Annotated in this window: 30 protein-coding genes and 2 pseudogenes; 16 read left to right on the plus strand and 16 right to left on the minus strand. The window is 58.8% G+C overall.

Annotation, left to right across the window (positions count from 1 at the left end; translation table 11 throughout):
- Window positions 1-6: 6 nt before the first annotated feature.
- A pseudogene (locus ACXPVS_RS09055) lies at window positions 7-669 on the plus strand (LysR family transcriptional regulator); the annotation flags it as partial.
- A gap of 130 nt (window positions 670-799) precedes the next feature.
- Here ACXPVS_RS09055 and ACXPVS_RS09060 read toward each other — a convergent pair.
- The 3 genes from ACXPVS_RS09060 to ggt form a co-directional block, all read right to left on the minus strand.
- On the minus strand, window positions 800-1420 hold the full coding sequence (locus ACXPVS_RS09060) for a flagellar biosynthesis protein (protein WP_458509621.1): 621 nt from the start codon (window positions 1418-1420) through the stop codon (window positions 800-802).
- Window positions 1421-1604: 184 nt separating this feature from the next.
- Entirely contained in the window at window positions 1605-2138 is a 534-nt protein-coding gene (locus tag ACXPVS_RS09065) for a cysteine hydrolase family protein (RefSeq protein WP_458509622.1), read from the minus strand.
- A 69-nt stretch (window positions 2139-2207) separates the two neighbouring features.
- Window positions 2208-3935 carry a gamma-glutamyltransferase gene (gene ggt, locus ACXPVS_RS09070; protein ID WP_458509623.1) on the minus strand — a complete coding sequence of 576 codons (1728 nt, stop codon included), beginning with the start codon at window positions 3933-3935 and terminating at the stop codon, window positions 2208-2210.
- A gap of 149 nt (window positions 3936-4084) precedes the next feature.
- Here ggt and ACXPVS_RS09075 point away from each other — a divergent pair, with 149 nt between their 5' ends.
- Window positions 4085-4600 (plus strand): methylated-DNA--[protein]-cysteine S-methyltransferase, encoded by a 516-nt coding sequence (locus ACXPVS_RS09075; protein WP_458509624.1) that lies wholly within the window; start codon window positions 4085-4087, stop codon window positions 4598-4600.
- Between the two features lie 60 nt (window positions 4601-4660).
- Here ACXPVS_RS09075 and ACXPVS_RS09080 read toward each other — a convergent pair.
- The 3 genes and pseudogenes from ACXPVS_RS09080 to ACXPVS_RS09090 all read right to left on the minus strand — a co-directional run.
- A pseudogene (locus tag ACXPVS_RS09080) lies at window positions 4661-4816 on the minus strand (GDP-mannose pyrophosphatase); the annotation flags it as partial.
- 61 nt (window positions 4817-4877) lie between these two features.
- The gene (locus tag ACXPVS_RS09085; RefSeq protein ID WP_458509625.1) at window positions 4878-5315 is read right to left on the minus strand and encodes a hemerythrin domain-containing protein; all 438 of its coding nucleotides are present in this window, start codon (window positions 5313-5315) and stop codon (window positions 4878-4880) included.
- Window positions 5316-5525: 210 nt separating this feature from the next.
- Entirely contained in the window at window positions 5526-5876 is a 351-nt protein-coding gene (locus tag ACXPVS_RS09090; RefSeq protein WP_458509626.1) for a hypothetical protein, read from the minus strand.
- Window positions 5877-6037: 161 nt separating this feature from the next.
- Here ACXPVS_RS09090 and ACXPVS_RS09095 point away from each other — a divergent pair, with 161 nt between their 5' ends.
- From ACXPVS_RS09095 to ACXPVS_RS09135, 9 genes are all read left to right on the plus strand, one after another.
- Window positions 6038-6286, plus strand: coding sequence for a hypothetical protein (locus ACXPVS_RS09095; protein ID WP_008154823.1), 249 nt, complete (start codon window positions 6038-6040; stop codon window positions 6284-6286).
- A 20-nt stretch (window positions 6287-6306) separates the two neighbouring features.
- Window positions 6307-6636, plus strand: coding sequence for a DUF6388 family protein (locus ACXPVS_RS09100; RefSeq protein ID WP_458509627.1), 330 nt, complete (start codon window positions 6307-6309; stop codon window positions 6634-6636).
- Between the two features lie 35 nt (window positions 6637-6671).
- On the plus strand, window positions 6672-7376 hold the full coding sequence (locus ACXPVS_RS09105) for a YoaK family protein (protein ID WP_458509628.1): 705 nt from the start codon (window positions 6672-6674) through the stop codon (window positions 7374-7376).
- Between the two features lie 89 nt (window positions 7377-7465).
- Window positions 7466-7858 carry a sulfurtransferase complex subunit TusD gene (gene tusD / locus ACXPVS_RS09110; protein WP_458509629.1) on the plus strand — a complete coding sequence of 131 codons (393 nt, stop codon included), beginning with the start codon at window positions 7466-7468 and terminating at the stop codon, window positions 7856-7858.
- A 1-nt stretch (window position 7859) separates the two neighbouring features.
- On the plus strand, window positions 7860-8222 hold the full coding sequence (gene tusC, locus ACXPVS_RS09115; RefSeq protein ID WP_458509630.1) for a sulfurtransferase complex subunit TusC: 363 nt from the start codon (window positions 7860-7862) through the stop codon (window positions 8220-8222).
- The gene (gene tusB / locus ACXPVS_RS09120) at window positions 8222-8515 is read left to right on the plus strand and encodes a sulfurtransferase complex subunit TusB (RefSeq protein ID WP_150656268.1); all 294 of its coding nucleotides are present in this window, start codon (window positions 8222-8224) and stop codon (window positions 8513-8515) included. Before tusC ends, tusB begins: the two co-directional genes overlap by 1 nt.
- Complete coding sequence (locus ACXPVS_RS09125) at window positions 8512-8847, plus strand: TusE/DsrC/DsvC family sulfur relay protein (RefSeq protein ID WP_458509631.1); 336 nt, start codon at window positions 8512-8514, stop codon at window positions 8845-8847. The genes tusB and ACXPVS_RS09125 overlap by 4 nt, the downstream gene beginning before the upstream one ends.
- Window positions 8844-9845: a glycosyl transferase family protein gene (locus ACXPVS_RS09130; RefSeq protein ID WP_458509632.1), complete on the plus strand. Its 1002-nt coding sequence runs from the start codon at window positions 8844-8846 to the stop codon at window positions 9843-9845. Before ACXPVS_RS09125 ends, ACXPVS_RS09130 begins: the two co-directional genes overlap by 4 nt.
- A gap of 90 nt (window positions 9846-9935) precedes the next feature.
- Window positions 9936-10937, plus strand: a complete 1002-nt coding sequence (locus ACXPVS_RS09135; protein WP_458509633.1) for a glutathione S-transferase family protein — start codon at window positions 9936-9938, stop codon at window positions 10935-10937.
- 56 nt (window positions 10938-10993) lie between these two features.
- Here ACXPVS_RS09135 and cysG read toward each other — a convergent pair whose 3' ends face one another.
- The 7 genes from cysG to ACXPVS_RS09170 form a co-directional block, all read right to left on the minus strand.
- Entirely contained in the window at window positions 10994-12388 is a 1395-nt protein-coding gene (gene cysG / locus ACXPVS_RS09140) for a siroheme synthase CysG (protein ID WP_458509634.1), read from the minus strand.
- Window positions 12389-13669, minus strand: a complete 1281-nt coding sequence (gene serS, locus ACXPVS_RS09145; RefSeq protein ID WP_458509635.1) for a serine--tRNA ligase — start codon at window positions 13667-13669, stop codon at window positions 12389-12391. It lies immediately after the preceding gene.
- A gap of 15 nt (window positions 13670-13684) precedes the next feature.
- Complete coding sequence (crcB, locus tag ACXPVS_RS09150) at window positions 13685-14059, minus strand: fluoride efflux transporter CrcB (protein WP_458509636.1); 375 nt, start codon at window positions 14057-14059, stop codon at window positions 13685-13687.
- Window positions 14059-15381: a replication-associated recombination protein A gene (locus ACXPVS_RS09155; RefSeq protein ID WP_458509764.1), complete on the minus strand. Its 1323-nt coding sequence runs from the start codon at window positions 15379-15381 to the stop codon at window positions 14059-14061. Before ACXPVS_RS09155 ends, crcB begins: the two co-directional genes overlap by 1 nt.
- A gap of 23 nt (window positions 15382-15404) precedes the next feature.
- A complete protein-coding gene (gene lolA / locus ACXPVS_RS09160) occupies window positions 15405-16028 on the minus strand; it encodes an outer membrane lipoprotein chaperone LolA (RefSeq protein ID WP_458509637.1) in 624 nt (207 codons plus the stop codon).
- Window positions 16029-16091: 63 nt separating this feature from the next.
- Entirely contained in the window at window positions 16092-18497 is a 2406-nt protein-coding gene (locus ACXPVS_RS09165) for a DNA translocase FtsK (protein ID WP_458509638.1), read from the minus strand.
- Complete coding sequence (locus ACXPVS_RS09170) at window positions 18494-18766, minus strand: hypothetical protein (protein ID WP_458509639.1); 273 nt, start codon at window positions 18764-18766, stop codon at window positions 18494-18496. Before ACXPVS_RS09170 ends, ACXPVS_RS09165 begins: the two co-directional genes overlap by 4 nt.
- 38 nt (window positions 18767-18804) lie before the next feature.
- Between ACXPVS_RS09170 and trxB the strand changes: the two genes are divergently transcribed.
- The 4 genes from trxB to infA all read left to right on the plus strand — a co-directional run bounded on the left by trxB (window position 18805) and on the right by infA (window position 21605).
- Window positions 18805-19764 (plus strand): thioredoxin-disulfide reductase, encoded by a 960-nt coding sequence (trxB, locus tag ACXPVS_RS09175; RefSeq protein ID WP_458509640.1) that lies wholly within the window; start codon window positions 18805-18807, stop codon window positions 19762-19764.
- A 66-nt stretch (window positions 19765-19830) separates the two neighbouring features.
- Window positions 19831-20511, plus strand: a complete 681-nt coding sequence (gene aat / locus ACXPVS_RS09180) for a leucyl/phenylalanyl-tRNA--protein transferase (protein WP_458509641.1) — start codon at window positions 19831-19833, stop codon at window positions 20509-20511.
- Window positions 20512-20567: 56 nt separating this feature from the next.
- The gene (locus tag ACXPVS_RS09185) at window positions 20568-21275 is read left to right on the plus strand and encodes an arginyltransferase (RefSeq protein WP_458509642.1); all 708 of its coding nucleotides are present in this window, start codon (window positions 20568-20570) and stop codon (window positions 21273-21275) included.
- 111 nt (window positions 21276-21386) lie between these two features.
- Window positions 21387-21605, plus strand: coding sequence for a translation initiation factor IF-1 (infA, locus tag ACXPVS_RS09190; protein ID WP_002553999.1), 219 nt, complete (start codon window positions 21387-21389; stop codon window positions 21603-21605).
- A gap of 148 nt (window positions 21606-21753) precedes the next feature.
- Here the strand turns inward: infA and clpA are convergent, their stop codons facing one another.
- Together clpA and clpS are read right to left on the minus strand one after the other, a co-directional pair.
- Window positions 21754-24024, minus strand: a complete 2271-nt coding sequence (gene clpA, locus ACXPVS_RS09195) for an ATP-dependent Clp protease ATP-binding subunit ClpA (protein ID WP_458509643.1) — start codon at window positions 24022-24024, stop codon at window positions 21754-21756.
- Window positions 24025-24054: 30 nt separating this feature from the next.
- A complete protein-coding gene (clpS, locus tag ACXPVS_RS09200; protein ID WP_458509644.1) occupies window positions 24055-24438 on the minus strand; it encodes an ATP-dependent Clp protease adapter ClpS in 384 nt (127 codons plus the stop codon).
- Window positions 24439-24657: 219 nt separating this feature from the next.
- On the opposite strand from clpS, the gene cspD reads away from it, so the two are divergent.
- Window positions 24658-24930, plus strand: coding sequence for a cold shock domain-containing protein CspD (gene cspD / locus ACXPVS_RS09205; protein ID WP_458509645.1), 273 nt, complete (start codon window positions 24658-24660; stop codon window positions 24928-24930).
- A 96-nt stretch (window positions 24931-25026) separates the two neighbouring features.
- On the opposite strand, the gene icd is transcribed toward cspD, so the two are convergent.
- The gene (gene icd, locus ACXPVS_RS09210) at window positions 25027-26283 is read right to left on the minus strand and encodes an NADP-dependent isocitrate dehydrogenase (RefSeq protein WP_283180862.1); all 1257 of its coding nucleotides are present in this window, start codon (window positions 26281-26283) and stop codon (window positions 25027-25029) included.
- Window positions 26284-26779: the final 496 nt, after the last annotated feature.

Raw genomic sequence — 26779 nt, forward strand, 5'->3', positions numbered from 1 at the left:
GCCAAGGAGCGCGGGCGCGGCGGATTTTCGGTGACGCCCAAGGGCAGCCAGTTTGTCGAGGCGGCCCGTCGGTTACTTTTGGCTGCCGAGGGGTTGCGGGTTGAAGTCCAGCACATCAATCGCAAGGTATCGGGCAACATCAACATCGGCCTGCTCGGTCAAATCGATCCGGTTGCCAACAAGAAAATCGCCTTGGCCATTGCGCGATTACGGTCCCGACATGAAGGGCTGTATTTCCATTTCACAGAGCTGTCGTCATCGCTGCGGGAAGAGAAAATCATCAACGGCCATATCGATCTGGCGATCGGCTATTTCTGGCATCGCCTGCCCAACATTGATTACTTTGCGTTGTTCCAGGAAACCCAGATCGCCTACTGCGCCCCCACTCATCCACTGTTCGAGCAAGTGGGCGAGCTGACCCGGGATGACGTCAGCGATTACGATTGGGTATGGCCCAGCCATCCTTTACCGGAAATGCCGGCGCCCACCTCGATAGAACGTCTGACGGTGCTCACCGACAGCATGGACGGCGCCGCCCTGATCATTCTGTCGGGCCAGCATTTGGGGTTTCTGCCGCAGCACTACGCGGCGGTCAGGCATTCGGCGCGTCAACGTGATGTGGTGAGCGCTTTTTTGACTGAATTGATCGAGAGATTCCGGGCCGCATAAGCGCTGGGAGGGACATGACGCGTACAGGCTGACGGGGTGGCCTCCGAGCGTTTTCAGGTGGTCGTGCGGCGGTTGCAGACAGATTGAATTAAAACGGGCGCCTTGCGAGCGCCCGTTTTTTTAGTGTTTTTTAGAGATTTTTTGCCATCGTCTCGGTGATGGCTTTTAAACCTTGCTGGGTGCTTTCCTTCCAGTCGTTTTCGGTGACGACCTGCACGCCTTCACGGTTCTGCCTCACGATTTCGACAGCCGGGGACGCATTGCCTGTTTCCACTTTCAGGTGAAGCTTGTTATTCACGCCTGCGGTGAAGAAACCGGGCGACATCCACGACCAGAATTCAATGACATGCACGGTGACCGCTTGAGTATCGGCCGTCTTTTCACCGTTCTGGACGACGCGATAGCCCGCTTGGCCATACGCTGCGGCGATGCTCTTGGCGATCAGGTCGCTGAGCTTGGTGCCTTCTGGCAACAACACGTCACCCAGTGCCATGCCGTAGCCGTTGCGTTTACGGGCGATGGCACGCTCGGTGATGGTTTTGTCAGTGATTTCGCCATCCTTGAGGGACGGGATCTCGGGAATTTCAGGTTTGAGTTCGAAGCGGCGCTCGTCGAGCACCGTGATCGCGACTTTCTGGCCATTGCCGTTCGCGGCTTGAGGGGTGTCTACGCCGACGACCGAACGACTGGTCACGCACCCGCACAAGGCGGTCGTAGCCAGCAACAAGCAGGCGAATTTCAGGTGTTTCATGACGACTCCGGTCATTGTGATCAGTCCAATTTTCGATTCAGGGAGGCAAGCAGGTTGCATGCGCCCTGCGCTGTCGAGCCCCGATGAAAAAGACCGGGGCTTGCAGGGGCATGAAGAGGATCGGCAGCGCGGCGGGAATCGTGAGCGATGGGACACGATTATTGTTTGAAGGACGATGTCGGGTTTAAACGCGGATTTCGCTGGCAGGCAGGACATCGATCCGCGCCACGGGCCCGGTCAAGTGCGCCAGATCTGTGTTGTGCTCGGTGATGATGTCTTCGGCGGCGAGGTTGCCGTTGTCGACGGTGGAATGCGCGTCACTGGCGAGCACCACGTCATAGCCCAGGGTCAGGGCCTGGCGGACGGTAGCGTTGACGCAATAATCGGTTTGCAGGCCGCACATGATCAGGCGGTCAACGTCCTGATGTTTCAGCAATTGCAGCAGGTTGGTCTGGTAGAACGAATCCGGGGTGGTTTTGCGCACGCACAGGTCTAGGCGTGACGTTTCCAGTCCGTCCGCCAGCTGCCAGCCTTCGGACCCGTATGACAGCAGGTCGCCTTCTTCTTCGTGTTGAATCAAGATGACCGGGATGTCTGCTTCGCGAGCCTTGGCACTCAGGCCATTGATGTTCTCGATTACGCGTTTGATCTCAAAACATTCGTACTCGCCAGTGCACAGGGCGCGCTGGACGTCGATGATCAGCAGTGCGGTAGCCATGGTCCCTTCCTTGAAATGTCAGTAGATCAGGGGACGAAAAATAGATCCGTCCCCGTTGAAAAACAACCCTCAATAACCGAGCGACAAGCCCGTGTTACGACGTGGGTCGTTCGCCCCATAGAAACGGTTCTTGCCCACTGGCTTGCCTTCCAGCGATGGCGCGCCTACCAAAATCGCCGCCACATGGTTGGCGTCCTGTGGTCCGGCAAACGTGTGCCCCCAACTTTCGAGCATCTTCACCGTATCGGGACTGGTAGTGAAGGTCTCAAGGTTGGTCTCTTCCGGCAACCACTGCTGGTGGAAGCGCGGTGCATCGACCGCTTCCTGGATGTTCATCCCATAGTCGATCACGTTGAGCATGGTCAACAAGGTCGCGGTGATGATGCGACTGCCACCGGGGGTGCCGACGACCATTACCACTTTGCCGTCCTTGGTGACGATGGTCGGGCTCATGGACGACAGCGGTGCCTTGCCGGGAGCGATGGCGTTGGCCTCCCCTTGCACCAGCCCGTACATGTTCGGCACGCCGATCTTCGAGGTAAAGTCATCCATTTCGTCGTTGAGAATGACCCCGGTTTTGCTGGCCATGACGCCGGCGCCGAACCAGTCGTTCAAGGTGTAGGTCACCGAGACCGCGTTGCCCCATTTATCGACGATGGAGTAATGGGTGGTGTTGCTGCCTTCATGTGGCGCTACGCCGGGTTTGAGCTCGCGGGACACACCGGCCTTTTGCGGATCGATGGCGGTGCGAATGTTGGTGGCGTAATTTTTATCCAGCAGATGGTCAATCGGGTTCTTCACGAAATCCGGGTCGCCCAGGTAGCTGTTGCGGTCCACATAGGCGTGACGCATCGCTTCAATCTGGTAGTGCATGCTCTGGGCCGAGTGATAGCCCAGGTCTTTCATCGGATAGCCTTCGAGAATGCTCATGATCTCGCAAATCACCACGCCACCAGAACTTGGCGGCGGTGCCGAGACCACATGGTAGCCGCGGTAATCGCATTCAATCGGGGCCAGCTCGCGGGTCTTGTAGTTGTCGAGGTCGGCCTGGCTGATGATGCCTTTGTTGGCTTGACTGGAGGTGACGATGGCATCGGCCACCCAGCCTTTATAGAAGCCGTCGGCGCCCTTCTCGGAGATTTCCCGCAGGGTCTTGCCGAGGTCTTTTTGCACCAGTTTCTGACCGACCTGCATAGGCTCGCCGTTGCTCAGGAATATCGAGCCGGAATCGCGCATGTCCTTCTTGAACACGTCAGTGGCGTATTCCAGTAATTCGACATCGCCTTGTTCCAGCACAAAACCGTCTTCGGCGAGCTTGATGGCCGGGGCGATCACTTCCTTGCGCGGTTGGGTGCCGTATTTGTTCAGCGCCAGTTCCATACCGGACACGGTGCCCGGCACGCCAACAGCCAGATGGCCACGAGTGCTCAGGTCAGGAACGACATTGCCCTCCTTGTCGAGGTACATGTCTGCGGTGGCGGCCAGCGGAGCTTTTTCGCGGAAGTCGAGGAAAGTTTTGCGCCCGTCGGCCAACTGAATGGTCATGAAACCGCCGACGCCCAGGTTGCCCGCCGCGGGATAAACCACCGCCAGTGCGTAACCGACCGCTACCGCGGCGTCGACAGCGTTGCCACCGTTCTTGAGCACATCAACGCCCACGTGACTGGCCAGATGCTGGGCGGTGACGACCATCCCGTTTTCGGCCGCGACCGGCGCCACGGAGGCCGCATAAGCACTGAGGCAGCTGAGCGCCAATGAGGTCGCAATCAGCGATTTGGCAAAAGGTTCGAACTTCATGAGTCGGTCTCTTTTTATTTTCAGGTTCTGTAAAAAACAAAGGGAAGGCTTCAAGAGCAGACGCAAGTATGGCTGGGATTGCGTATTGCGCCTCCCCGTCGAGGCCGTATGCTTGGCCGCCGCTCAGCACTTTTAGGGAGTCCACCGGCATGAGTTACACCTTCATCACCCTCGCCTCCCCAGTGGGCGAGTTGAAGCTGGTCGCGAACGGCTCACGACTGGCAGCCATCCTCTGGGAAAACGACAACCCCGAACGGGTGCGGCTTGGGCCGATGCGCGAGGCACCGGACAGTCCGATCCTGATGCGCACCGCTCAGCAACTGCGGGAATACTTTGCGGGCACACGCAAACGTTTCGACCTGGAACTGGATTTTGCCGGGACGGCGTTTCAGAAGAAGGTCTGGGCAGCGCTGCTGACCATTGCGTTTGGTGAAACCCGTAGTTACAGCGAGATCGCCCGGCAGATTGGCAATCCCAGAGCAGTGAGGGCGGTGGGGGCGGCTAACGGCAAGAACCCGATTTCGATTGTTGCGCCGTGTCATCGGGTGATTGGCGCTTCGGGGAAACTCACCGGGTTTGCCGGTGGGCTTGAGGTGAAGGAGCAACTGCTGACGCTGGAAGGATGCGAATGGTCAGGGGCCAGCAGGACTGGCCATTTGTTTTGAGGTGACAGCCGCCGCACTTGTAGCGAGGGGGACACCGCTTAAGTCGTAGCCCCTTCGAGCAGCCCCGCCGTTACCACGGTCATAGACCTCGCGGGGCTGGCGTTGCCATTCGCCATTGTCACGCAGGTAATCGCAGGTGATTTTCTTGAGCCGGTACCAGTCGTGGGACAACACCTGAGACTCGATGAGGTTGACCCGCTCGGCGGTGTTCGACATGACAATGCATCCCTTTTTTTGTCAGAAGGCACGCAGCTTAGGCGAAAACGAAAGCCTGGCGCTAAGAGAGCTGAGCCTTGTATTCCTCCTGATACTGACCCGCCAGCGTCTCTTTCTGTTTGTCGTCGAGTAGCTTGCCGGCCATCTGGAAGAACTTCTGCTCTTCCTCTTCCAGGTGGTGATTGACCTTCTCGGCGAGCTTCTTCGCAGTCGCTAGCCAAGCCGGGCTGGACATCTCGGTCTCGTCCAGTTCCTCCATCATTTCGTCCATCTCGTGATGTTCTGAAATGGCATGACGGCTGAGGTCGACGCCGTTATCGAACTCCATCAGCGGGATGTAGAAGTGCCGCTCTTCAGCGGTTTCGTGGGCTTGAAGTTCGGACTTGAGCTGCTTGTAAGCCTCGATCCGTTCGGGGGTGTCGCCGCTGGTCTGGATCAGCGCATCGGCGTAGGTGCGTTGACGGTCGTGGCTTTCACGCAAGGCTTGGAAAATATTCACGGAGTGTCCTCATAGGCCGCGTTCTGGAATGACGCTGTTTAGGCTAGACATCCGGACGACAGCGACGGTTCCACGAAGAACTAGGCCAGACCGCTGATTATCCGCCGGGGGGCATTTGCCCTGATGAAAACTCAAAGCGAATACCAACCGGCCTGAAGTTGCAGGGTTGTCCTGCAACATAGAATCGCCCCGATGGGTACTGCATCAACCTCAGAGGCACGTCGCCAACGCCGCCAGTCGGCGCTTGGCCACAAAGTCGTCATGCTGCGCGTAATAATTGAGCACAGTGGCCGAAGCGTCAGTCTTCACGTCCACAAAGGACTCCGCCGAGCGCGTGTACACGGTGGTACCGCCCTTCTCGCCAGGTTGCAAATACGCGCCAGCATCGACACCGAACACCGCCTCATCCTGCCAGGAAAACTGCACACACTGGGCGACGATTTTTTCCGGTTTGTCCGACGTCAGGGTTTTGTACGGGGTTCCAGTGCGGGCGTCGTTCATCGTCGAGCCCGCGCATCCCGCCAGCAACGTTACGGCCAGCGCCACCATCAGAATTCGCATTGCGTTCGCTCATCAAGAAAAAGCGGACTGTATCACCGTGGCACGGCGTATCGTTCTGCTTTACTTCATTTATACCGCGACACCGAGTGACGATTCGCGCACCCTGTCGCGCCATTAACGACGCATCGCCCATTTCTCCGGGCTCATTTTTTGGAAAGGCCATGACACCCAACGCCGAATATTACAAACCGACCGCTGAATATGCCGACAAGCTGATCAGCCAGATCGGTCAGACGCCGTCCTGGATTGCCAAGCGAATTGGCGTCACCGACAAGCGGATTCGTTACATCCTCGACGGCGAAAGAACGGTCAAAGGCGAAACCACGCCGATTCAAATGACGTATCCCGAGCAGTTTGCCCTCGAGTGCCTGGCCGCAGCGGCCAAGGCCAGCAAGAAGCAGTCTTCGTAATCCAGCCTAAAGGAGCGACCATGGCGGCAACCGAACAGCAACATGAGCAAGCGCTGAAGAAGTTTCTCGATGAGCGCCCTGAACTGCGCGTCGAACTCGACAACCTCAACCCATTGTTGGCTCAGGCCAAGGGCGAGACCGCAACGCAGTACCGCGACGAACGCTTGCACGAAGCCTTTGAAGCCGAGGCCGAGCGCCTGGGATTGTTTGCCTGGGAGCTGACGCTGCAACTGACCGCCACGACGCCCGAGGACTATCAGGCACAGCGCCTGGAAGTGCACAAGGAAGTGGCCGAGATGGCCGGCATGGACTGGTTGGAGTATTGCGAGTTATATGGATTGAGTAAGTGACCCTTTCGGTCGCTGCCTGAGGACGACCTTCGCTGATGTTGCCATCCCTCTCCACTGATCGCGCCAGTCCACGCCATCGGCATACCCGCAAATGGCGCGGACGCATCGGCATGTCGCTGGTGGCCTGCCTCTCGGTGCTCGCGGGCATGACCGACGCCATCGGCTTCATGGCCAGCGGCGATTTCGTCTCATTCATGAGCGGCAACACCACCCGCCTCGCCGTCGCCATCAGCGACGGCGACCTGGACTTGACCTTGCGCCTGGTGATCCTCGTCGGCACCTTCATCGTCGGCAACGCCTTGGGTATTGTCGTCAGCCGCCTCGGCGGCCGTCGGGCGCTGCCCTTGCTGCTGTGCATCGCCACGCTGCTCTGCGGCGCCGCAGCGTGGCCCTACGTCGAACAATTGCCAGCGCTACTGGCGGCGATCATCGCCATGGGCATGCTCAATGCCGCCGTGGAAGAAGTGAACGGCTTGCCGGTCGGCCTGACCTACGTCACCGGCGCCCTGTCGCGCTTCGGCCGTGGCCTGGGACGCTGGATGCTCGGCGAACGGCGCAACGGTTGGCGCGTGCAACTGATCCCCTGGGCCGGAATGTTTGCCGGCGCAGTACTCGGCGCCGTGCTCGAACATCACCTGGGGCTCAAGGCGTTGTTTGTCAGCGGTCTGTTGGCCGGCGCGGTCGGGCTGCTGTCTCTGAAAATCCCGCGGCGTTGGCAGTTGGGTTACATGCCGCGCTGAATCTTGTGGGGCCCGCACAGACAACATCGATTGAGCCGCCCCGGCGATAAAGCTTTATCATGGCCGCAGTTCTACTGATCGAGTCCGTCATGAAGTTCGCCATCGCGCTGTTTTCCGCTGCCCATGCGCCCTCCTCGCGCCGCGCCTTATTGTTTGCTCAGTCTGCGCTGGCCGGCGGGCATGAGATTGTCCGGCTGTTTTTCTATCAGGACGGCGTCTACAACGCCTCCGGCAGTGTGGTCACGCCGCAGGATGAGCAGGATGTGCCCAAGCAATGGCGCAACTTCGTCACCGAGCATCAACTGGACGGTGTCGTGTGTATCGCGGCCGCCCTGCGTCGTGGCGTGTTGAACGAAGAAGAAGCCAGTCGCTATCAGCGCGAAGCCGTTGCGGTGGGCGCGCCGTGGGAATTGTCTGGACTCGGCCAGCTGCATGACGCGGTGCAGGACGCTGACCGCCTGATCTGTTTCGGAGGCGCGTGAGATGCCTAAATCCTTGCTGATTATCAGCCGTCAGGCGCCTTGGTCCGGGCCTAGTGCGCGCGAAGCGCTGGACATCGTACTGGCCGGCGGCGCTTTTGATCTGCCGATCGGCCTGCTGTTTCTCGATGACGGGGTGTTCCAGCTCGCCGCGAAACAGGATGCCAAGGCCCTCCAGCAGAAAGACCTGAGTGCCAACCTGCAAGCCTTGCCGATGTTCGGTGTCGACGAGCTGTTTGTCTGCGGCGACAGCGTTAGTGAACGAGGCTTGAACCCGGCCGATTTGTCGCTGGACGAAGCTCAGGTGCTGGTCTCCCGCGAGATCACTGCACTTATTGACCGATACGACCAGGTGATCACCCTCTGATGTCGACTTTACATGTGCTGTCTCATTCCCCGTTCGGCGACGATCGCCTGACCAGTTGCCTGCGCTTGATGGGCGCTGACGATGCGCTGCTGCTGACTGGCGACGCAGCCTATGCGTTGCAACCAGGCACCGCGCCGTTCAATGCGCTGAACGCCCGCCATCTGAAACTGTTCGTACTGGCCGAGGACGCCCAGGCTCGCGCGCTGGAGATTCCTGACACGGCCAAGGCCATCGATTACCCGGCTTTCGTCGAGCTGTCGATTCACTACGACAAGGTCAACAGTTGGCTATGAACTCCCTGACGGTCGGCGCCCGTGCCATCGAGTTGGACAAGGACGGTTTCCTGATAGAACTGAGCGACTGGTCCTTTGAGGTGGCCAGCGCCCTGGCCGCTGCCGAAGACATCGAGTTGAGCCCCGAACACTGGGAGATCCTCGAACTGCTGCGCAGTTTCTATGCCCAATTCCAGCTGTCGCCAGCCACCCGCCCGCTGATCAAGTACACAGCGTTGAAGCTGGGCCCGGACAAGGGCAACAGCCTGCACCTGAACCGATTGTTCAAAGGCACCCCCGCCAAACTCGCCGCAAAACTGGCGGGCCTGCCCAAACCGACGAATTGCTTATGACCGACTACCCAGCGCTGACCCTCGAAACCCCCGCCGAACACCCGTTCGCCCAGTTCGTGCGCATTCTCGGCAAAGGCAAACGCGGCGCCCGCGACCTGACCCGGGTCGAAGCCCGCGAAGCCATGGGCATGGTGCTCGACCACAAGGTCGAAGACACCCAGCTCGGCGCATTCCTGATGTTGTTGCGGCACAAGGAAGAAAGCGCCGAGGAGATGGCCGGTTTTACCGAAGCGTTGCGCGAACGTCTAAATCCGCCGGCACTGACCGTCGATCTGGACTGGCCGACGTATGCCGGCAAGAAACGCCATCTGCCATGGTATCTGCTGGCGGCCAAGTGCCTGGCGCAGAAGGGCGTGCGAATCTTCATGCACGGCGGCGGCGCACACACGGCGGGTCGGCTCTATAGCGAACAGTTGCTGGACGAGTTGAAGATTCCGTTATGCCGCGACTGGCAGCAGGTCGGTGAGGCGCTCGATAACGGCGGTCTGGCCTTCATGCCGCTGGTCGATTGGGCACCGCAACTCCAACGAATGATCGACCTGCGCAACACCCTGGGCCTGCGTTCGCCGATCCATTCCCTGACGCGGATTCTCAATCCGTTGGGCGCGCGCTGTGGCCTGCAAAGCATTTTCCACCCCGGTTACCAGGCGGTGCATCGCGATGCCAGCGGTTTGCTCGGCGATACCACGATCGTGGTGAAAGGCGACGGCGGCGAAATCGAGATCAACCCAGACGCCGACAGTCACTTGTACGGCACCACTGGCGGCGAAAGCTGGGACGAGGAATGGCCGCAGCTGTCGGCACAACGCCACGTCAAACCGGCCACCCTAGATCCCGAGTATTTGAAAGCCGTGTGGCGTGGCGACGTAGTCGACAGCTATCCGCAAATGGCGCTGATCTCGACCATGGCCCTGGCCTTGCGGGGCCTCGGCCAAACCCGCGAACACGCCTTCGAAACCGCCCAGCAGTATTGGGACGCTCGGGATAAATCGATTTAACCGATCATAAGCGCCCAACCTTTGCGCTTTTTTATCGAACCTATGTGAATAGACTCCTCTCCAACGCTTATTGGTTGAGGAGTCTTGAACATGGGTTTGTTAGTTGAAGGTCGCTGGCATGACCAGTGGTACGAAAGCGGCAAGGACGGCGCATTCCAGCGTGAACAGGCGCAGCGTCGTAACTGGCTAACCGCCGACGGCGAACCCGGCCCGACGGGTGTCGGCGGCTTTGCGGCCGAAGCCGGTCGTTATCACCTCTATGTGTCCCTCGCCTGTCCATGGGCCCACCGCACGCTGATCCTGCGCACACTCAAAGGCCTCGAAAGCCTCATCGACGTCTCGGTGGTCAGTTGGCTGATGCTGGAAAACGGCTGGACCTTCGACCAGAACCTCGGATCGACCGGCGACAAACTCGATCACTTCAACTTCATGCACCAGCGCTACACCGCCGATACCGCCGATTACACCGGTCGCGTCACGGTGCCGGTGCTCTGGGATAAACAACAGAATCGCATCGTGAACAATGAGTCGGCGGAGATCATCCGCATGTTCAATGGCGCCTTCGATGATTTGACGGGTAATGACCTGGATTTCTACCCGGCGCCGCTGCGGGACAATATCAACGCGCTGAACGAACGGATTTATCCGGCGGTGAACAATGGCGTGTACCGCGCAGGGTTTGCCACGTCGCAGAAGGCTTATGAAGACGCGTTCGATGGGGTGTTCGAGGAGTTTGATCGGCTGGAACAGCTGTTGGGCGCCAATCGTTATCTGACGGGTGAATACCTGACTGAAGCTGATATTCGGTTGTTCACCACGTTGATTCGCTTTGATGCCGTGTATCACGGGCACTTCAAGTGCAACCTGCGACGGATTGCCGACTATCCGAACCTGTCGAATTGGCTAAGAGAGATTTATCAGTGGCCGGGGATTGCCGAGACGGTGGATTTCGAGCACATCAAAAATCACTACTACGCCAGCCACACGACCATTAACCCGACGGGCGTTGTGCCGAAAGGGCCGGCGCAGGATTTCACGGCGCCGCATGATCGGGAGCGGTTGAGTGGGAAAGGGGTTTGGCGTAAAGCCTGACAGATGATCGTGAATGATCGTTCCCAGACGCGTGGGAACGATCCGTTACCGGGTAGTCAGACTTGCGCCTGCGCGCCCTCGAACCACGCCAGTTTCTCGCGCAATTGCACCACTTCCCCAACGATCACCAGCGTCGGCGCGTGCACTTCATGCTCCGCCACCAGACTTGGCAAATCGGCCAAGGTGCCGGTAAACACCCGCTGATTAACGGTGGTGCCCTGCTGGATCAACGCCGCTGGCGTATCCGCCGCGCGACCATGCTTGATCAACTGCTCGCAGATGATCGGCAACCCCACCAACCCCATGTAAAACACCAGGGTTTGCGCCGGGGCAACCAGGTCGGCCCACGGCAAGTCGGAGGAACCGTCCTTCAGGTGCCCAGTGACAAAACGCACAGACTGCGCGTAATCACGGTGAGTCAGCGGAATCCCGGCATACGCCGCGCAACCGCTGGCCGCCGTGATACCCGGCACCACCTGGAACGGGATGCCATGGGCCGCCAGCTCTTCGATCTCTTCACCGCCGCGACCGAAGATGAACGGATCACCGCCCTTCAACCGCACGACCCGCTTGCCTTGCTTGGCCAAATCCACCAATTGCTGGTTGATCTGATCCTGCGGCACAGCGTGATCGGCGCGGCGCTTGCCGACGTAAACCCGCTCGGCATCGCGACGGCACAAATCCAGAATCGCAGGCGCCACCAAGCGGTCATACAGCACCACATCGGCTTGCTGCATCAGGCGCAAGGCGCGGAAAGTCAGCAGGTCGGGATCACCCGGGCCGGCGCCCACCAGGTAGACTTCGCCCGTTGCATTCGGCGCTTCACCGGCAATTTTCGCCCGCATCAGGCGCTCGGCTTCGGCGCCCTGCCCGGCCAGTTGCCGGTCAGCAATCGGGCCCTGGAACACATCTTCCCAGAACGCCCGGCGCTGTTGCACATCCGGGAACAGACGTTTGACCTGGCTGCGAAAACGCGCTGCCAGGCCCGCCAGTTGACCGTAGGTAGAAGGAATCCAGGTTTCCAGTTTGGCGCGGATCAACCGCGCCAGCACCGGCGCATCGCCGCCGCTGGAAACCGCAATGATCAAAGGAGAACGGTCGACGATCGCCGGGAAGATCACGCTGCACAAGGCTGGCGCGTCCACCACGTTGACCGGCACACAACGCCGATGGGCATCGGTGGAAACTTGTGCGTTCAGCGGCTCGTCGTCGGTGGCGGCGATGATCAGCCCGCAACCGTCCAGGTCCGACTCAGCATAGCCTCGGACCAAGCACTCGCCATTGCTGCCGGCAACCAGTTCGCGCAGCTGCGGTTCGATTTCAGGTGCGACCACCCGCAGCAGCGCACCGGCTTCGGCCAGCAGGCGGGATTTGCGCAAGGCAATCTCCCCCCCGCCGACGACCAAGACACGACTGCCGCGAAGGTTATGGAACAGCGGCAGATAGTCCATTCAGCCGATGACCTCAAGGCCACCCATGTACGGTTTCAGTACGTCCGGCACACGGATCGAACCGTCGGCTTGCTGATAGTTTTCCAGCACCGCCACCAGCGTACGACCGACCGCCAGACCAGAACCGTTCAGGGTGTGAACCAGTTCAGGCTTGCCGGTTTCCGGGTTGCGGAAACGCGCTTGCATGCGACGGGCCTGGAAATCGCCGCAGTTGGAGCACGACGAAATCTCGCGGTATTTGTCCTGGCTCGGGATCCACACTTCCAGGTCGTAGGTCTTGACCGCGCTGAAGCCCATGTCGCCAGTGCACAGCGCAATAGTGCGATAAGGCAGTTCGAGCAATTGCAGGACTTTTTCGGCGTTGGCCGTCAGGCCTTCCAGCGCGTCCATCGAGGTCGACGGCTCAACGATCTGGACCATTTCAACCTTGTCGAACTGGTGCTGACGGATCATGCCACGCGTATCGCGACCCGAGGCACCGGCTTCACTGCGGAAGCACGGGGTGTGGGCGACGAACTTGATCGGCAGCAGTTTTGAGTCGACGATTTCGCCGGCGACGATGTTGGTCAGCGACACTTCGGCGGTCGGGATCAGGTACAGATCGGCTTCGCCTTCGCGAGTGATCTTGAACAGGTCTTCTTCGAACTTCGGCAGTTGACCCGTGCCTTGCAGCGCCGGCGCCTGAACCAGATAAGGCGTGTAAGCCTCTTCGTACCCGTGTTCGCTGGTGTGCAGGTTGATCATGAACTGCGCCAGAGCGCGGTGCATTCGAGCAATCGGGCCGCGCAACAAGGCGAAACGGGCACCGGACAGCTTGGCGGCGGTTTCGAAGTCCAGCCAGCCGAATTTCTCGCCCAGAGCGACGTGGTCCTGAACCGGGAAATCGAACACGGTCGGGGTGCCCCAACGACGCACTTCGACGTTGCCGTCTTCGTCACCGCCGATGGGTACAGATTCGTGGGGCAGGTTCGGGATGCCGAGCAGAATCGAATCCAGGTCGGTCTGGATGCCGTCCAGCTCGGTTTTACCGGCGCTCAATTCGTTCGCCATGCGCTCGACGTCGGCCATCAGCGGCGCGATGTCTTCGCCGCGCTGCTTGGCCTGACCGATGGATTTGGAGCGCGCATTACGGTCAGCCTGCAGTGCTTCGGTGCGGGTCTGGACGGTCTTGCGCTGTTCTTCCAGCGCTTCGATGCGCGCAACATCCAGCGTGTAGCCACGGGATGCCAGGCGGTCCGCTACGTCCTGAAGGTTGCTACGTAACAGTTTGGAATCGAGCATATCGGTCTCTCGTTATCAAAGTTTGGTCAAGGACAGGCCTGCCCAGGTAGCGAGCAGCCCGCCGAATACGCTGATGGCAGCATAGCCCACGGCTAGCGGCATTTGCCCGGTTTCCAGCAGGCGCACCGTATCCAGTGAAAAGGAAGAAAAAGTCGTCAGCCCCCCGAGGAAGCCGACCATCAACCCGGTGCGCACCTCGATCGGCACTTCCGGGCGTATCAAAAACAGACCGTATAGAACGCCGATCAGCAAACAGCCGACGATATTAACGGCCAGCGTCGCGGTATAGAAGTGCCGCGGCCAATTAGCGTTGATCCAATTACCGGTGGCAAAACGCAAAAGCGTGCCGGCGATACCGCCCGCTGACACGGCAACGATCAATGGAATCACTATTTTCTCCGCTGCCTAGGGCTTAGACGATCAAGTTGTGCAAGGTAATTGAGCTTCTCGCCAATCTTCAGCTCCAGGCCGCGCGGCACTGGCTGATAGAACGGCTGCGGCTCGAGTTCTTCCGGGAAATAGTCTTCGCCCGCGGCGTAGGCGTCCGGTTCATCGTGGGCGTAACGGTATTCATCGCCATACCCCAATTGCTTCATCAGCTTGGTCGGCGCATTGCGCAGGTGCAGCGGTACTTCCAGCGAACCGTGTTCGGTGGCGCTGCGCATCGCCGCTTTGAAGCCCATGTACACCGCGTTGCTTTTCGGCGCACAAGCCAGGTAGGTGATGGCCTGGGCCACCGCCAATTCACCTTCAGGGCTGCCGAGGCGCTCCTGCACTTCCCATGCCGCCAGGCACAGGCTCAAGGCGCGGGGGTCGGCGTTGCCGATGTCTTCGCTGGCCATGCGCACCACCCGCCGGGCCAGGTACAACGGATCACAACCACCGTCGATCATCCGAGCGAACCAATATAACGCGCCATCCGGGTTGGAGCCGCGCACCGATTTATGCAGCGCAGAGATCTGGTCGTAAAACGCTTCGCCGCCCTTGTCGAAACGCCGGCGGGTATCGCCGAGCAGGCTTTGCAGCAGGTCGACGCCGATCTCGCTGTTGTCTTCAGCCAGGTCCGAGGCGTTTTCCAGCAGGTTGAGCAGACGCCGGCCATCGCCATCGGCGGCCGACAGCAGCATCTGGAAGCCTTCGTCGCTGAGGGTCAATTGCCGCTTGCCCAAGCCACGCTCTTCGGTCAGCGCGCGATGCACCAACTTGCGCAGGGCCGCCTCATCGAGGCTTTTGAGCACGTAGACGCGGGCTCGGGAAAGCAATGCATTGTTGAGTTCAAACGAGGGATTTTCAGTGGTTGCACCGATGAAGATCAGCGTGCCGTCTTCAACGTATGGCAGGAACGCATCCTGCTGGGACTTGTTGAAGCGATGCACTTCATCGACGAAGAGGATGGTCCGCTTGCCGTACTGCCCGGCCTGTTGCTTGGCGATGTCCACCGCCTGACGGATTTCCTTCACGCCGGCCAGTACCGCCGAAACCGTTTCGAAGTGCGCGTCCGAGACTTCCGCCAGCAACCGCGCCAGGGTGGTCTTGCCCACACCCGGTGGGCCCCAGAAAATCATCGAGTGCAGGGCACCCTGCTCCAGGGCTTCGCGCAAAGGCTTGCCACGAGCCAGCACGTGCTCCTGACCGACGTACTCGTCCAGATTGGCGGCACGTAAACGGGCGGCCAAGGGCTGAGCAATCGGGGCAATGCGAAACAGGTCCATCACGTGCGTTTGAAACCTCTGATTTATTCCTGGATCACGTCGGCACCCTTGGGGATGTCGAACTTGAACCTGGACGCCGGAATCGGCTCGTTGGCTTTCACGCCGGTGAACAGGATGTTGGTGCGCTGACCGATGCTGTCGATCATCTGCATGTCATTGACCAGACCGTTGCGGAACGACAGGCGCAGGCTGTCGAACAGGGTGTCCTTGGTTTTCGGCTTCAAGGTGAAGTCGATCACGCCACCGGCTTCCTTGGCGCTGACGTCGAAGCTCTCGCTAATCTTGGACACGTCACCGGACAGCAGCAACGCCGGGGTCTGGGTCAGGCGCTTATCGAGGTTCTTGATGGTGGCCTGCTCCAGGTCCGGATCCCACAATGTCACCTTCTTGCCGTCGGAGATCATCGTTTGCTCGGCCGGGGCATTGGTGTGCCAGTAAAACAAACCAGGACGCTGCAAGGACATTTCACCCGCGGCTTCCTGCAACTGGGTACCACTGCCGTCGAGGGTCAGCTGGGAGAAACGCGCGGTCAGGGTCTGGGATTTTTCCAGCAGTTGGGTCAGACGTGCCACGTCCTTGTCATCGGCGTGGGCCGAGAGCGTGGTCAAAGCCAAAACCGGCAGCAACAGCATGCGGATAAGACGCATCGGAGTCCTCATAACATTCGTGGGAGTGCGGGCGGCGCCTGTTGGCCCCCCCCGCAATTCAAATCAGTCGCGTACCGGGCCAGGGGCCAGAACTTCACGCGAGCCGTTGGTATTCATTGACGTCACGACCCCGGCCATTTCCATGGCTTCGATCATGCGCGCAGCGCGGTTGTAGCCGATTTTCAGCTTGCGCTGAACCGCAGAGATGGACGCGCGACGGCTTTCCAGGACGAACTGCACAGCTTCGTCGTAAAGCGCATCGGATTCGCTGTCTTCGTCGCCACCGCCACTGCCACCGTCAAAACCGCTACCGGCCTCTTCAACACCGGCAAGGATGTCGTCGTTGTATGAGGGAGCACCACGCAGTTTCCAGGCTTCAACCACCCGGTGAACCTCGTCATCGGACACAAACGCGCCGTGGACACGAATCGGCAGACTGGTGCCTGGAGGCATGTAGAGCATGTCGCCGTGACCCAGCAATTGTTCGGCGCCGCCCTGGTCGATGATGGTCCGGGAGTCAATCTTGCTCGATACCTGGAACGCCATGCGCGTCGGGATGTTCGCCTTGATCAAACCGGTGATCACGTCAACCGACGGACGCTGCGTCGCAAGGATCAAGTGGATACCGGCCGCACGAGCTTTCTGGGCGATACGGGCGATCAGTTCTTCAACCTTCTTGCCGACGATCATCATCATGTCGGCGAATTCGTCGACGACCACGACGATGGTCGGCAGCTTGGTCAGCAGCGGTGCTTCGTCGTGAATGCTTTCGCGCTTGTACAACGGATCGGTCAACGGTGTACCGGCGTCCTGGGCTTCCTTGACCTTGGCGTTGAAGCCCGACAGGTTTCGCACGCCCATCTTCGCCATCAGTTTGTAGCGGCGCTCCATCTCCGCCACGCTCCAGCGCAGGGCGTTGGCAGCGTCCTTCATGTCAGTGACCACTGGGCACAACAGGTGCGGAATGCCTTCGTAGATCGACAGCTCAAGCATTTTCGGGTCGATCATGATCAGCTTGGCGTCTTCCGGGCCGGACTTGAACAGGATCGACAGGATCATCGCGTTCACGCCCACCGATTTACCGGAACCGGTCGTACCGGCTACCAGCAAATGAGGCATTTTCGCCAAGTCGGTGATGACCGGTTTGCCGCCGATGTCGTGACCCAGGGCCAGGGTGACCGGAGACTTGAAGTTGTCGTATTCGGGGGTCGACAGCACTTCGGAGAAACGCACGATCTGGCGGTCTTCGTTGGGAATCTCGATACCGACGGTGGTCTTGCCCGGAATCACTTCCACCACACGTACGCTGGTCACGGCCAGGGAGCGCGCCAGGTCTTTTGCCAGGTTGGAGATACGGCTGACCTTGACGCCTGCGGCCGGCTGAATTTCGTAACGGGTAATGACCGGGCCCGGGTGAATGGAATCCACCGAGACTTCGACGCCGAATTCCTTGAGCTTGATTTCCAACAAGTGGCCAACCGCAGCCAGGGATTCAGGCGAGTAATTGAGTTGTTTCTTTTCTGCCGGGTCGAGAATCGAGATCGGTGGCAAGGTGCCTTCGACGGCGCTGTCGACGAACAACGGTGCCTGTTTCTCTTTTTCGACGCGATTGCTGGGCGCCGATGGCGTGGGCGGCGCCGGGGCAATCACCGGCGGCACCTGCTTCTCGCGGTCCGACATGTGCTTGCTCAGGGCCTGCTCACGCTCGATCAGGCGTTCCTTGACCTTGGCCTGCTCGCGTTTGTCGGTGACGGTCGGAGCCACCACGTCATGGACGCGGTCGTCGACCTCACGCAGTTGGGCGACCAGTTGCTTGCGTTCGGTGCGGGCAACCCACCAGCGATTGGCCGCGCCCTGGAACAATTCGAACAGGTCCAGGGTGATCTTGCCGGTGAGGTCCATCACTTTGAACCACGACAGGTCGGTGAACACCGTCAGGCCAAACAGGAACAACGCGATGAGCAACAGCGTACTGCCCTGGATATTCAGGGCGTTCCTGGCCAGATCACCGAGGCTTTCGCCCAAAGCGCCGCCAGCACCGGCCGGCAGGCCGGTCGCGGCGTGGAAATGAATATGAGCCAGGGCCGCGCCCGAGAGCACCAGAAACACCAGACCGATCAGGCGCCAGGAGAACAACCAGCCGCTCCAATCCCACTGCTCGTGGCGTTGACGGAAGATTTGATAAGCCTTGATCGCCAGCAACAGCGGAAAGATGTAGGCGAAGTAACCCAACACCATGAACAGGATATCGGCGCTGTAGGAGCCGACCGGTCCGCCGAAGTTCTGCACATCGTCGATCTTGCTGTTATGGCTCCAACCCGGATCGTCCTTGCTGTAGGTCAACAAAGCCATCATCAGGAACAGGCACAAGCCGCCGATGGCGATCAATGCACCTTCCTTGAGCCGGTAGTGCAACTGCTGGCGCCAGAGCGGAACGACTGTTTTGGGTGCTGCGGTGGATTTCTTCAAAACGCTTCTTTTCCTGCGCCTATGGCGCGTCCATCTGCTGAGTGACTATAAAAAACTGCCCAATCCAGGCAGGTAAAAAAGATAACAGGTGTAACTGGGACTACTTTTAACACTACGCTCCGGTTTTTATAAACACGGCGCGCAGCGCTTAATTTATTACAAACACTGTAACAGGCAGGCATTGTACGGGTTTGTTCGTCCGATGCCATGCTTGAAAACCAAGATGCAGCATAGTCCACAGCGCATAATGCGCGGCTCAATTTGAGCATGCATTCTCTTTTGTGACAAAGGCTTATGAGGTGTTTTTATGAGCGAAGCGAAGCATTCCCGCCTGATCATTCTGGGTTCCGGCCCTGCCGGTTACAGCGCAGCCGTTTATGCCGCTCGCGCCAACCTCAGCCCCGTTGTCATTACCGGCATACAGGCAGGTGGCCAGCTCACCACCACCGTCGACGTCGACAACTGGCCCGGTGATGTCGAAGGCCTCACCGGCCCGGCGCTGATGGAACGCATGCAAAAACACGCCGAGCGTTTTCACACCAAGATCGTCTACGACCACATCCACACCGCCAAGTTGCAACAGCGCCCATTCGAACTCATCGGTGACAGCGGCACTTACACCTGTGATGCGCTGATTATCGCCACCGGCGCCTCGGCGCAATACCTGGGACTGCCATCGGAAGAGACATTTGCCGGCAAAGGGGTATCGGCCTGCGCGACGTGCGACGGTTTCTTCTACCGCAATCAGGTGGTCGCAGTCGTTGGCGGCGGCAACACGGCGGTTGAAGAAGCGCTGTACCTGTCAAACATCGCCAAGGAAGTTCACCTGATTCACAGGCGCGACAAGTTGCGCTCGGAGAAGATTCTTCAGGACAAGCTCTTCGAAAAAGCCACCAACGGCAATATCCGCCTGCACTGGAACCAGAATCTGGATGAAGTGCTGGGTGATGCCAGCGGTGTGACCGGCGCCCGCCTGCGGGACAGCCACACTGGCGAAACCCGTGAATTGCCGCTGACCGGCGTGTTCATCGCTATTGGCCACAAACCCAACACCGACCTGTTCAAGGGCCAGCTGAAAATGCGTGACGGCTATTTGCTGGTCAAGGGTGGCAGCGAAGGCGATGCGACCAGCACCGAAATTGCGGGCGTGTTTGCCGCCGGTGACGTGGCCGACCACGTTTACCGCCAGGCCGTGACTTCTGCCGGGGCCGGCTGCATGGCCGCACTGGACGCCGAGAAGTATCTGGACGACATTCCCGTCGTTTGACGGCACACTTCACGATGGGCCCACCCGCGCCCACCGTCACCCTCCCCTTCTGCAAGCCCGGATGCCATGCTGACTTGGTTACAACGCAACACCCTGACCTTCCCGCCCCTGGAAAAAGCCATGCGCGATCCCAACGGACTGCTGGCTGCGGGCGGGGACCTGTCCGCCGACCGTCTGATTCAGGCCTATCGCCACGGCTGTTTTCCTTGGTTCTCGCAAGGCCAGCCGATTCTCTGGTGGTCGCCGGACCCACGCACCGTGCTGTTTCCCGACGAACTGCATGTCTCGCGCAGCCTGAACAAACTGCTGCGCCAGCAACGCTATCAAGTGACCTTTGATCAGGATTTTGCCGCGGTCATCCGCGCTTGCGCCGCGCCTCGGGATTACGCCGACGGCACCTGGATCACAGAAGCCATGCAGAAGGCCTACCTCGAGCTGCACAGGCGTGGCTACGCCCACTCGGTAGAAGTCTGGGACCAGGGCGAACTCGTCGGCGGGCTATACGGCCTGGCGATGGGTCAGCTGTTTTTCGGCGAGTCCATGTTCAGCCACGCCGATAACGCCTCGAAATATGGCTTTGCCACACTGGTCCGACATCTGAAAGACTCAGGCTTTGTGCTGATCGACTGCCAGATGCCTACCGACCATCTGCACAGCCTCGGCGCCCGAGCGATTCCTCGCAGCGAGTTTGCCGGTTACCTTACGCAGCATCTGGATCAGCCCAACCGCGCACTCTGGGTTTGCTGAGCGACTTTGGCGCGCGTGGCTTACACTTAATCAAAAGCTTATCCCGAGGGTTGATCATGACCGAGTTGGCGCGCTTGAAGTTCTATGCCACTCAGCCCCACTCTTGCAGCTATCTGCCAGAGGAACAGGCCACGACCTTGTTCCTCGATCCTAGTCAGCCCATGGATGTGCATGTCTATGCAGACCTGTCTGAAATGGGTTTCCGTCGTAGCGGCGATCATCTTTACCGGCCTCATTGCCAGAATTGCAATGCGTGCGTACCGGCGCGCATCCCTGTGGCGCAATTTTCGCCCAACCGCCAGCAGAAACGCATTTTCAAACGCAACGTCGACCTACAGGTGCGCCCTGCCAGGCCGCAATTCAGCGAAGAGTATTTCGACCTTTATCAGCGGTATATCGAACAGCGTCACGCCGATGGCGATATGTACCCGCCGAGTCGCGATCAGTTTGCGACGTTTCTGGTACGTGACCTGCCGTTTTCCCGATTCTACGAATTCCGACTCGAAGGACGACTGGTGGCGGTGGCCGTCACCGACTTGCTGCCAAACGGTCTGTCGGCCGTTTACACGTTCTACGAACCCGCTGAAGAACGCCGTAGCCTGGGGCGCTATGCGATTCTCTGGCAAATCGCCGAGGCTCAGCGTCTAGAGCTGGAAGCCGTCTATCTGGGTTATTGGATCAAAAACTGCAAAAAAATGAGTTACAAGACTCAATATCGTCCTATCGAACTGCTGATTAATCAGCGCTGGGTCATCCTGAACTAGAGCAGACCGTAAACCCCTTGGCTTAAACCCCATTTTTCGGGCACAATGCACGCCGCTTTTGCCTGGCGCAGTTGCACCGGGCCATTCATTGGACACCGAGGGCTTTACTGCATGTCGAAAGAAGACAGCTTCGAAATGGAAGGCACTGTCGTCGACACCCTGCCCAACACCATGTTTCGTGTGGAGTTGGAAAATGGGCACGTCGTAACCGCGCATATCTCCGGCAAGATGCGCAAGAACTACATTCGTATTCTTACCGGCGACAAAGTGCGCGTCGAGCTGACGCCCTATGACTTGAGCAAAGGGCGCATCACTTACCGCGCTCGCTAATCAAGTCAATACAAAACGCCCGGTTTATGCCGGGCGTTTTTGTGCGCGCGTGATTTTATGCCGCGCAGGGACAATGCGGGAGCGGGTGTAGATCCGGCGGACAGCAAAAAGGCGCCTTTCGGCGCCTTTTGCTTTCCTGAGATAACTGTCAGGCCATTTCAGCCGTGGTCTCGAAGTCGAAGGTCAGCTCGCCGTCCTTGAGATCGATGTGAACCACACCACCATGGTCGGCCAGTTCGCCAAAGAGGATCTCTTCCGCCAGCGGACGCTTGATCTTGTCCTGAATCAAACGCGCCATTGGTCGAGCACCCATTGCCGTGTCGTAACCACCCGCTGCCAGCCAACTGCGCGCCGCGTCCGTCACTTCCAGCTGCACACGCTTGTCTTCCAGCTGCGCCTGAAGCTCGGTAAGGAACTTGTCCACCACACTTTTGATGACCTCATGGCTGAGGCGACCAAACTGGATAATGGTGTCCAGACGGTTGCGGAACTCTGGCGTAAAGCTCTTCTTGATCACTTCCATCGCATCGGACGAGTGGTCCTGATGAGTGAAACCGATCGAAGCGCGAGCGGCCGTTTCGGCACCGGCGTTGGTCGTCATGATGACGATCACGTTACGGAAATCCGCCTTGCGCCCGTTGTTATCGGTCAGCGTACCGTGGTCCATGACCTGCAGCAGCAGGTTGAAGACTTCCGGATGCGCCTTCTCGATTTCATCGAGCAACAGCACGCAATGAGGCTGCTTGGTGATGGCTTCGGTCAGCAGACCACCCTGGTCGAACCCGACATAACCCGGAGGCGCACCGATCAGACGCGATACGGTGTGGCGTTCCATGTACTCGGACATGTCGAAGCGCACCAACTCGATGCCCAGCGCCTTGGCCAACTGACGCGCCGCTTCGGTTTTACCGACGCCGGTTGGCCCTGCGAACAGGAACGAACCGACAGGCTTGTCAGGCGACTTGAGGCCGGCACGGGACAGCTTGATCGCAGTCGACAGCGAGTCGATTGCGGCATCCTGGCCAAATACCGTCAGCTTCAGGTCACGCTCCAGGTTACGCAGCAACTCTCTGTCAGAGCTGTTGACGTGCTTGGGCGGAATCCGCGCGATTTTCGCAACGATGTCCTCGACCTGAGGCACTTCGATACGCTTGACCCGTTTCTCGACCGGCTGCAGGCGCTGATAGGCGCCCGCCTCGTCGATCACGTCGATGGCCTTGTCCGGCATGTGCCGGTCATTGATGTAGCGCGACGCCAGTTCCGCAGCGGCACGCAAGGCCTCATCGCTGTATTCGATGCCGTGGTGCGCTTCGAAACGCCCTTTCAGGCCACGCAGAATGCTGATGGTGTCTTCAACCGAAGGTTCGGACACATCGACCTTCTGGAAGCGCCGAGCCAGGGCCCGATCCTTCTCGAAGATCCCGCGAAACTCCTGGAACGTGGTCGAACCGATGCAACGGATATCACCCGACGACAGCAGCGGCTTGAGCAGGTTCGAGGCATCCATGACCCCACCGGACGCGGCACCCGCACCAATGATGGTGTGGATTTCGTCGATGAACAGGATCGCCTGCGGACGTTTTTTCAGCTCATTGAGCAACGCCTTGAAGCGCTTCTCGAAATCGCCGCGGTATTTTGTCCCGGCCAGCAAGGCCCCCAGATCGAGGGAATACACCACGCTATTGGCCAGTAAGTCCGGCACCTGGTTGTCGACAATGCGCTTGGCCAGCCCTTCGGCTATCGCGGTTTTACCCACGCCCGCCTCGCCCACCAGCAACGGATTGTTTTTGCGACGACGCGCCAGGATCTGCGCGACGCGCTCGACTTCCAGCTCACGGCCTACCAATGGATCGATTCGACCCTGGCGCGCGAGTTCGTTGAGGTTGCTGGCATAAGCATCCAGAGGATTGCCTGAAGAAGAAGACTCACCGCCCTCGTCGTCCTGCATATCTTGCTCACCTTCAGAGTGATCGCCATGCCCCGGCACTTTGGAAATGCCATGTGCGATGTAGTTGACGACATCGATGCGCGCAACGCTCTGCTGTTTCAGCAGGAACACTGCCTGACTCTCTTGCTCACTGAAGATCGCGACCAGTACGTTGGCACCAGTCACTTCGCGTTTGCCCGAGCTCTGTACGTGAAAGACAGCACGCTGCAGAACACGCTGGAAGCCCAGGGTTGGCTGAGTCTCACGATCCTCGTCATGAACGGGGATCAATGGCGTGGTGGAGTCGATGAACTCCTGCAGATCGTGCTTGAGTTTGTCGAGGTTTGCGCCGCAGGCACGCAAAACGGTGGCGGCAGCCTCATTGTCCAATAGGGCCAGCAGGAGGTGTTCGACGGTCATGAATTCATGACGCTTCGAGCGTGCCTCCTTGAAGGCAAGATTGAGGGTGACTTCGAGCTCGCGGTTTAACATAGCTTCACCTCATACCCAAGTGGTCGGCGATTAACCGTCCTTCTCGATTTCACAGAGTAGCGGATGCTGGCTTTCCCTGGCGTACTGGTTGACCTGCATGGCCTTAGTCTCGGCGATGTCGCGGGTAAACACTCCACATACTGCCCGTCCTTCTGTGTGGACGGCCAGCATGACCTTGGTCGCCAGCTCCCGATTCAGGTTAAAAAACACCTCGAGCACTTCGACGACGAAATCCATCGGTGTGTAGTCATCATTGAACAAAACCACCTTGTACATCGGCGGCGCCTGTAAAGCAGGCTTTGCCTCCTGAACAGCAATACCTGCGGAATCGTCGTCGTGAGCCCCCGGATGATCTTTTTGGAGAGCCGGGCGATCCTGATTGAATGTTAGTCGAATCTGGCTGATTGCATGCATGGAAAGAGAGGTTCGTCAGTAGTTCAAATACAGTGGTGGGGGCGGCTATGGACGATTTCAACTCCGACCGCCCGGTCACCTTGACTATCGGCAAAACGGTGTTACAACCAATAGAGCCCACAGTGGGTAAAAAAGGTCCGCGGAGTCAATCTTATTTCCAGGAAATGACTGCGGATGAACTGGATGATACTCCAGTGATGGAGTCTGTTGCAGAGGGATATGGGTATGTCAGGTGTCAAGGTCAGCGGCAAGGTCAAATGGTTCAACAATGCCAAGGGTTACGGCTTCATCAACGAGGAAGGCAAGAGCGAAGATCTGTTCGCCCACTACTCAGCCATCAAGATGGACGGTTATAAAACCCTGAAAGCCGGGCAAGCCGTCATCTTTGAGATCATTCAGGGCCCAAAAGGCCTGCATGCCGTGAACATAGGCGCGCCTGTTGATGCTCAGGCGGTCACCGCTCCCGCTGGTGAACAGACCGTTACGGCCTGAGACTGCACTTACCATCCAGTCATAAAAAACCGCCCGACTCAATCACTTGAGTCGGGCGGTTTTTTCAGGCTTGAGAGTGTCTTGCCTGAATTTCGCTTACATGTGCGAAATCAGCGCATCACCGAACGCGGACGAAGACAGCAGTTTCGCGCCTTCCATCAGACGTTCGAAGTCATAGGTCACGGTCTTGGCCGAAATCGCGCCGTTGGTGCCTTTGATGATCAGATCAGCCGCTTCGGTCCAGCCCATGTGGCGCAGCATCATCTCTGCGGACAGGATCAGCGAGCCCGGGTTGACCTGGTCCTTGCCTGCGTACTTCGGCGCAGTACCGTGGGTCGCTTCGAACATCGCAATGGTGTCAGACAGGTTGGCACCCGGTGCGATACCGATACCGCCCACTTCCGCCGCCAGGGCGTCAGAGAGGTAGTCGCCGTTCAGGTTCAGGGTCGCGATCACATCGTATTCGGCCGGGCGCAGCAGGATCTGCTGGAGCATGGCGTCGGCGATGGCATCTTTGACGATAACGTTCTTGCCGGTTTTAGGGTTTTTGAACTGCATCCATGGACCGCCATCGAGCAGGGTCGCGCCGAACTCTTCAGCCGCCACTTCGTAGGCCCACTCCTTGAAGGCACCTTCGGTGAACTTCATGATGTTGCCTTTGTGCACGATGGTCAGCGAGTCGCGGTCGTTGTCGACCACATACTGCAGCGCTTTTCGCGCCAGACGCTTGGTGCCTTGCAGCGAAACCGGCTTGATGCCGATACCGCAATTTTCGTCGAAACGGATTTTGGTGACGCCCATTTCTTCTTTAAGGAACTTGATGACCTTGGTCGCTTCCGGCGAACCGGCTTTCCACTCGATACCGGCGTAGATGTCCTCCGAGTTCTCACGGAAGATCGTCATGTCGACGTCGCCTGGCTTCTTGACCGGGCTCGGCACGCCTTCGAACCAGCGCACAGGGCGCAGGCAAACATAAAGATCGAGCTGCTGACGCAGGGCAACGTTCAGGGAACGGATGCCGCCACCGACCGGAGTGGTCAGAGGGCCTTTGATGGAAACCACGTAATCCTTTACCGCGTCCAGGGTTTCCTGAGGTAGCCAGGTGTCCTGATCGTAAACCTGAGTCGCTTTCTCCCCGGCGTAGACTTCCATCCAGGAAATTTTGCGCTCGCCGCCGTAAGCCTTCTTAACAGCAGCATCGACAACCTTGATCATGACCGGGCTGATATCAACGCCAATACCGTCACCTTCGATGAAGGGGATGATCGGGTTGTTAGGAACATTGAGAGAATGGTCCGCGTTGACGGTGATTTTGTCGCCGACTGCTGGAACCTGAATCTTCTTGTATCCCATGCTGAACTCCATTGTTTGGATTGAACATCTGGCTTCGTTCGAGCGTACCCCAGTTAAATCGGCACGCAAACCCTATGTTCCAACCATCTGCCGCAAAGCTGCACAGTTCGCGACGTACAAGCCTGAAAGCAAAGGGAAAAGCGCCAAACTCAAGCACGGTGCAAGACTCTACGCCCCGCTCGCCCCTGCGACCTTTAGACCAATGGACGACAATCGCTGGATATGAACCATCGGCAGATTGCCAGCTACCTATGTATAATGCCGCCCGCTGACCGCAGAGTCACGACGGCCGACCTCTCCTGCAACTGAATAAGTAGCCGAGACTTTGGGCCCGAAAAGCAGGACTGTTACCGCAGTCCACCCGCTTGACGCTCGACTGATGCACCCAACATCACCGCGAAGAAATCTCGACATTCGGCTCATGGATGACTTTGAACGAACGCGCTTACCCGGCGCCCCTCGAGGTTTTCTGCGCACGCTTTAGCAAAGAAGAGAG

It is taken from the genome of Pseudomonas sp. Ma2-10, assembly GCF_054330215.1.

Coding starts and splice junctions, on each gene's coding strand:
- ACXPVS_RS09105 (WP_458509628.1), top strand. CDS start 6,672: ATGTTGCCATCCCTCTCCACTGATCGCGCCAGTCCACGCCATCGGCAT.
- serS (WP_458509635.1), bottom strand. CDS start 13,669: ATGCTCGATTCCAAACTGTTACGTAGCAACCTTCAGGACGTAGCGGAC.
- ACXPVS_RS09090 (WP_458509626.1), bottom strand. CDS start 5,876: ATGCGAATTCTGATGGTGGCGCTGGCCGTAACGTTGCTGGCGGGATGC.
- ACXPVS_RS09100 (WP_458509627.1), top strand. CDS start 6,307: ATGGCGGCAACCGAACAGCAACATGAGCAAGCGCTGAAGAAGTTTCTC.
- ACXPVS_RS09060 (WP_458509621.1), bottom strand. CDS start 1,420: ATGAAACACCTGAAATTCGCCTGCTTGTTGCTGGCTACGACCGCCTTG.
- ACXPVS_RS09075 (WP_458509624.1), top strand. CDS start 4,085: ATGAGTTACACCTTCATCACCCTCGCCTCCCCAGTGGGCGAGTTGAAG.
- lolA (WP_458509637.1), bottom strand. CDS start 16,028: ATGCGTCTTATCCGCATGCTGTTGCTGCCGGTTTTGGCTTTGACCACG.
- tusB (WP_150656268.1), top strand. CDS start 8,222: ATGTCGACTTTACATGTGCTGTCTCATTCCCCGTTCGGCGACGATCGC.
- ggt (WP_458509623.1), bottom strand. CDS start 3,935: ATGAAGTTCGAACCTTTTGCCAAATCGCTGATTGCGACCTCATTGGCG.
- ACXPVS_RS09065 (WP_458509622.1), bottom strand. CDS start 2,138: ATGGCTACCGCACTGCTGATCATCGACGTCCAGCGCGCCCTGTGCACT.
- cspD (WP_458509645.1), top strand. CDS start 24,658: ATGGGTATGTCAGGTGTCAAGGTCAGCGGCAAGGTCAAATGGTTCAAC.
- tusC (WP_458509630.1), top strand. CDS start 7,860: ATGCCTAAATCCTTGCTGATTATCAGCCGTCAGGCGCCTTGGTCCGGG.
- aat (WP_458509641.1), top strand. CDS start 19,831: ATGCTGACTTGGTTACAACGCAACACCCTGACCTTCCCGCCCCTGGAA.
- clpS (WP_458509644.1), bottom strand. CDS start 24,438: ATGCATGCAATCAGCCAGATTCGACTAACATTCAATCAGGATCGCCCG.
- cysG (WP_458509634.1), bottom strand. CDS start 12,388: ATGGACTATCTGCCGCTGTTCCATAACCTTCGCGGCAGTCGTGTCTTG.
- infA (WP_002553999.1), top strand. CDS start 21,387: ATGTCGAAAGAAGACAGCTTCGAAATGGAAGGCACTGTCGTCGACACC.
- ACXPVS_RS09185 (WP_458509642.1), top strand. CDS start 20,568: ATGACCGAGTTGGCGCGCTTGAAGTTCTATGCCACTCAGCCCCACTCT.
- tusD (WP_458509629.1), top strand. CDS start 7,466: ATGAAGTTCGCCATCGCGCTGTTTTCCGCTGCCCATGCGCCCTCCTCG.
- trxB (WP_458509640.1), top strand. CDS start 18,805: ATGAGCGAAGCGAAGCATTCCCGCCTGATCATTCTGGGTTCCGGCCCT.
- ACXPVS_RS09135 (WP_458509633.1), top strand. CDS start 9,936: ATGGGTTTGTTAGTTGAAGGTCGCTGGCATGACCAGTGGTACGAAAGC.
- icd (WP_283180862.1), bottom strand. CDS start 26,283: ATGGGATACAAGAAGATTCAGGTTCCAGCAGTCGGCGACAAAATCACC.
- ACXPVS_RS09125 (WP_458509631.1), top strand. CDS start 8,512: ATGAACTCCCTGACGGTCGGCGCCCGTGCCATCGAGTTGGACAAGGAC.
- ACXPVS_RS09155 (WP_458509764.1), bottom strand. CDS start 15,381: ATGGACCTGTTTCGCATTGCCCCGATTGCTCAGCCCTTGGCCGCCCGT.
- ACXPVS_RS09170 (WP_458509639.1), bottom strand. CDS start 18,766: ATGCTCAAATTGAGCCGCGCATTATGCGCTGTGGACTATGCTGCATCT.
- ACXPVS_RS09095 (WP_008154823.1), top strand. CDS start 6,038: ATGACACCCAACGCCGAATATTACAAACCGACCGCTGAATATGCCGAC.
- clpA (WP_458509643.1), bottom strand. CDS start 24,024: ATGTTAAACCGCGAGCTCGAAGTCACCCTCAATCTTGCCTTCAAGGAG.
- ACXPVS_RS09130 (WP_458509632.1), top strand. CDS start 8,844: ATGACCGACTACCCAGCGCTGACCCTCGAAACCCCCGCCGAACACCCG.